Raw genomic sequence first — 3,514 nt, 5'->3', positions numbered from 1 at the left:
ATATAAATCAGTTGTAACAAAATTATTAATGAGTAAATTAACCACTGTCGCTGAGACAGCAAAAACAACATGGACAATGTAATAAGGAAAGTGACTGCGGCAAGTCTTTAGGGGTTGACACTGGTTAGGTGTCCTAAAGGAAATAACAAAAAAGCGTCAGGATTGACCGAGAATAATAAAAGCTCATGGAAGTTTAATAATAAAAACAAAATGGAATGCTACACGGAAGGTTAAAACAATAACAAAATGGATAAACAATAATAATAAAAATAATAAAGACTAAAAAGTCGAAGGGAGAAGTGTCCAGATAATTGGCGCTCAGATTAGTAGGCGGTAGAGATGTTTTCTCTACCGCCTTTTTATTTGTCCTGTTACAATAGCCACCGTTTGTACTAAAAGTATGAAAAGTGCGCAGTTCGTCAAGTTGACCAACCACATCCGCACATCGAATTCTTCTGGTTATGCCAGCATTACAATGCCACAAAGGCGTTGTGCACAACCTCTTAAGTGAGATGATCAAGATATGAGTAGAAAGAAAAAGTCGCGTAAAATTCCATCGAATGGTCCTGTACGTCTGAGCAAAGAAAAGCTTAGAGAGATGCGCGCGTTAAAAGAGCAGCGAGTTAAAAAGACCAAAGGTGCTAAACCTGGGTCTCGAAATGCACCTGATGCACAAAATGCAGAAAACACTGCTGCAAACAATCAACCGAAAGATAAGCGTGTTGGTAGTAAAAAGCCGGTTTCTTTAGTTGCGCCTAAGGCTGAGCCGAAAGTTGAAATGAAACGCAACTTAAAACCTATGGTTGAGCTTAAGAAAGTGACTGAGCCTGAACTAACACCAGAGCAAGAGTTAGAAGCGCTAGAGAATGACGAGCGTCTACTTAAGCTGGTTGAGCGTCATGAGCGCGGTGAGTTATTAACAGGTAAAGACGCTAAGTACTTCAATAGCCGTATTGCTCGCCACCAAGCACTTTGCGAGTTATTAGGCATTGAAGATGAAGACGAGTACGAAGATGACTTTGAAGATGATTCATTTGATGAAGGTGAATCTGACTTCGATAAGTACTTATCTGATGACTTAGCCAATGAATGGTTTGATGACGAAGATGAGGATGAGCGATGAGCACAACCTTGATTATTGCCATCGTAATTGGTGCGGCAATTATCGCAGGGCTTGCGTTTTATGCAGGACAACTTCTGTATAAATTAAAAGAGCAAAATAAGCTTATCGCCAAGAAGCAAGCTGAGCATGAGCAAAAGCTTGCGGCATCAAAAGCAAAGCGTAATGCAAAGCTAGCCGATAGCATTCATTTAATTGCCCGTGCAATGAATGAAGAGCAATGTGAGTTCTCAGAAGGCTGCTTACGTATTTGGGTGTTGATCTCTCAATACAGCTTTGCAGAAGAGTTTGAGCTAAGTGAGCGCTACCCAGGCATATTTAAAATGTACGAAGTCGTAAAAGATATGCCAACGCACGATGCCCGTAAGAAATACTCTAAAAAAGAGATTTTTAAAATGGACACCGCTCGCTGGCGTGCTGAAGAGCAGCATAGCGATGAAATCAAAGCAGATTGCGCACGTATAATTGAAGAGTTTAAAGCCGCTCCAGGCAGCGAAAACGTAGTATTCAATTAAGTTGACGTATCGTTGAATTAAACAAAATAAAAAGCAGAGCCTAGGCTCTGCTTTTTGTTGGGCTAGATAACTCGTGAGAAACGAGTTTGCTTTATTTGTTGTTGTAGGTGCGCATCAAAGCACATACAAATAATACGAATAAATAAATTACCGCGAGCTGTTACTGTGATCTTATCTTGGCTCACAGACACCAAGCCATCAGCTAGTAATGGGTCGAGTGCCTGTAGTGCCTCGCAGAAGTAACTGGCAAAATTGATATTAAACTGCTTTTCGATTGCTGGAATATCCAGCTCAAACTGGCAAATCAATTGTTTGATAACCGCTGCACGTAACGTATCGTCATCAGTTAAAGCAACACCTTTACAGATTGCACTGCCATAGCCTTCTTGCACAGCTTTGTAATAGTGCTTTAACTCTTTTTCGTTTTGTAAAATGGCATTGCCTATTTGCGAAATAGATGACACACCCAAACCTAATAAGTCACATTGGCCATGCGTTGTGTAACCTTGGAAATTACGGTGTAACTGACCTGCGTTTTGTGCAATTGCCAATTCATTGTCTTTGCGGGCAAAGTGGTCCATACCAATAAACTGATAACCCGCCGCTAACATCTGCTCAAGGGTATTTTTGAACATAGTGAGCTTATCGCCCGCAGATGGTAAGTCAGCGTCTTTAATTTTACGCTGAGCAGCGAATCTATCTGGTAAGTGAGCATAGTTAAATACCGACACGCGATCAGGATTTAACTCTATCAGCTGTGCAATCGTCTCTTTAAAGCTCTCTGGTGTTTGCAGTGGCAAACCGTAAATCATATCGGCATTAATAGATTTAAAGCCAAGTTCACGAGCCTCACTAATTAAACCTTTTACAGATTGCACGCTTTGCGGGCGGTTAACTGCCAGTTGCACATCATCATTGAAATCTTGAATACCAAACGAAACACGATTGAAGCCAAGCTTACGTAGGTGAACTAGCATGCCATCAGCTAAAGAACGAGGGTCAATCTCAATACCGCGCTCGGCATCATCAGCAAAATTAAAATGCTGCTCAACCAACGCCATTAAGCGGCTCATTTGCTCTGCCGATAAGAACGTTGGCGTACCACCCCCTAAATGCAGTTGCTCAACGTTATAATCGGCAAAAAGCGTTGCTTGCTCAGCAATTTCAAGCGCTAAATTATCTAGGTATAAATCGGCTTTAGATTGATGACGAGTGATCACCTTATTACAACCACAGTAATAACAAAGCTGACTGCAAAAAGGGATATGGATATACAAGGATAAAGAACGGCTTTTCGATGCCGCAATTGCATTAATCATATCTTGTTGGTTATAACCATCAGCTAAAGACAATGCTGTTGGGTAAGATGTATATCGAGGCCCAGAAATATTGTACTTGTTGATCAGAGATTGATCCCAGCTTGGTAAATTTATCACAGTCAGCACTCCGCAATTGATTGAGCGGCTATTTTAACGAGTTTAGTGATTTAGCTATTTGATCTAGAACAATGTCGGAGGCTAGAAACTAATCGGCATGCTTTAAGGTCGTTGTAAAAACAAAGAGTTTACTATTTGAGCAGTTGATTTAGTGATTGTTAAAATAAAGGGTTTTGCTAGTGACAAGGTTACAAAAACTTTTTATACTGCATCCCGCTTTAGTCAGTTAAACCTGCTAAACGCATCAAAAAAATTTAGCTTTCGCTAATACAATGGCCCCTTAGCTCAGTTGGTTAGAGCACACGACTCATAATCGTTAGGTCCCCAGTTCAAGTCTGGGAGGGGCCACCATTTTCTTTCTGTAAAAATCCTAAAACCCAAAAATCAAAGCTTAAATCTATCTTAAGCAGCTGCGTTCCACTATTGTTCCACCTCTTTTTTAT

At 40.7% G+C, this 3,514-nt stretch carries 3 protein-coding genes and 1 tRNA gene; 3 read left to right on the top strand and 1 reads right to left on the bottom strand.

Translation table 11 applies throughout. The annotated features are described in order from the left end of the window. Positions 1 to 523: 523 nt before the first annotated feature. Entirely contained in the window at positions 524 to 1,123 is a 600-nt protein-coding gene (gene yihI, locus L1D51_RS20935; protein ID WP_239964758.1) for a Der GTPase-activating protein YihI, read from the top strand. Beyond that, positions 1,120 to 1,635: a DUF2489 domain-containing protein gene (locus tag L1D51_RS20930; protein WP_054561152.1), complete on the top strand. Its 516-nt coding sequence runs from the start codon at positions 1,120 to 1,122 to the stop codon at positions 1,633 to 1,635. Before yihI ends, L1D51_RS20930 begins: the two co-directional genes overlap by 4 nt. A 62-nt stretch (positions 1,636 to 1,697) precedes the next feature. Here the strand turns inward: L1D51_RS20930 and hemN are convergent, their stop codons facing one another. Further along, positions 1,698 to 3,071, bottom strand: a complete 1,374-nt coding sequence (gene hemN / locus L1D51_RS20925) for an oxygen-independent coproporphyrinogen III oxidase (protein WP_054561151.1) — start codon at positions 3,069 to 3,071, stop codon at positions 1,698 to 1,700. A gap of 274 nt (positions 3,072 to 3,345) precedes the next feature. Between hemN and L1D51_RS20920 the strand changes: the two genes are divergently transcribed. Next, a tRNA-Ile gene (locus L1D51_RS20920) sits at positions 3,346 to 3,422 on the top strand. Positions 3,423 to 3,514: the final 92 nt, after the last annotated feature.

The organism is Pseudoalteromonas shioyasakiensis, from assembly GCF_022398475.1.
Classification (GTDB): Bacteria; Pseudomonadota; Gammaproteobacteria; order Enterobacterales; family Alteromonadaceae; genus Pseudoalteromonas.
The sequence above is the reverse complement of the archived record's forward strand: the minus strand, read 5'-3'. Positions and strand labels throughout refer to the sequence as shown.

What these genes read in the sequence shown, in the direction of transcription:
- yihI (WP_239964758.1), top strand. Translation starts at nt 524, where the DNA reads ATGAGTAGAAAGAAAAAGTCGCGTAAAATTCCATCGAATGGTCCTGTA.
- L1D51_RS20930 (WP_054561152.1), top strand. Translation starts at nt 1,120, where the DNA reads ATGAGCACAACCTTGATTATTGCCATCGTAATTGGTGCGGCAATTATC.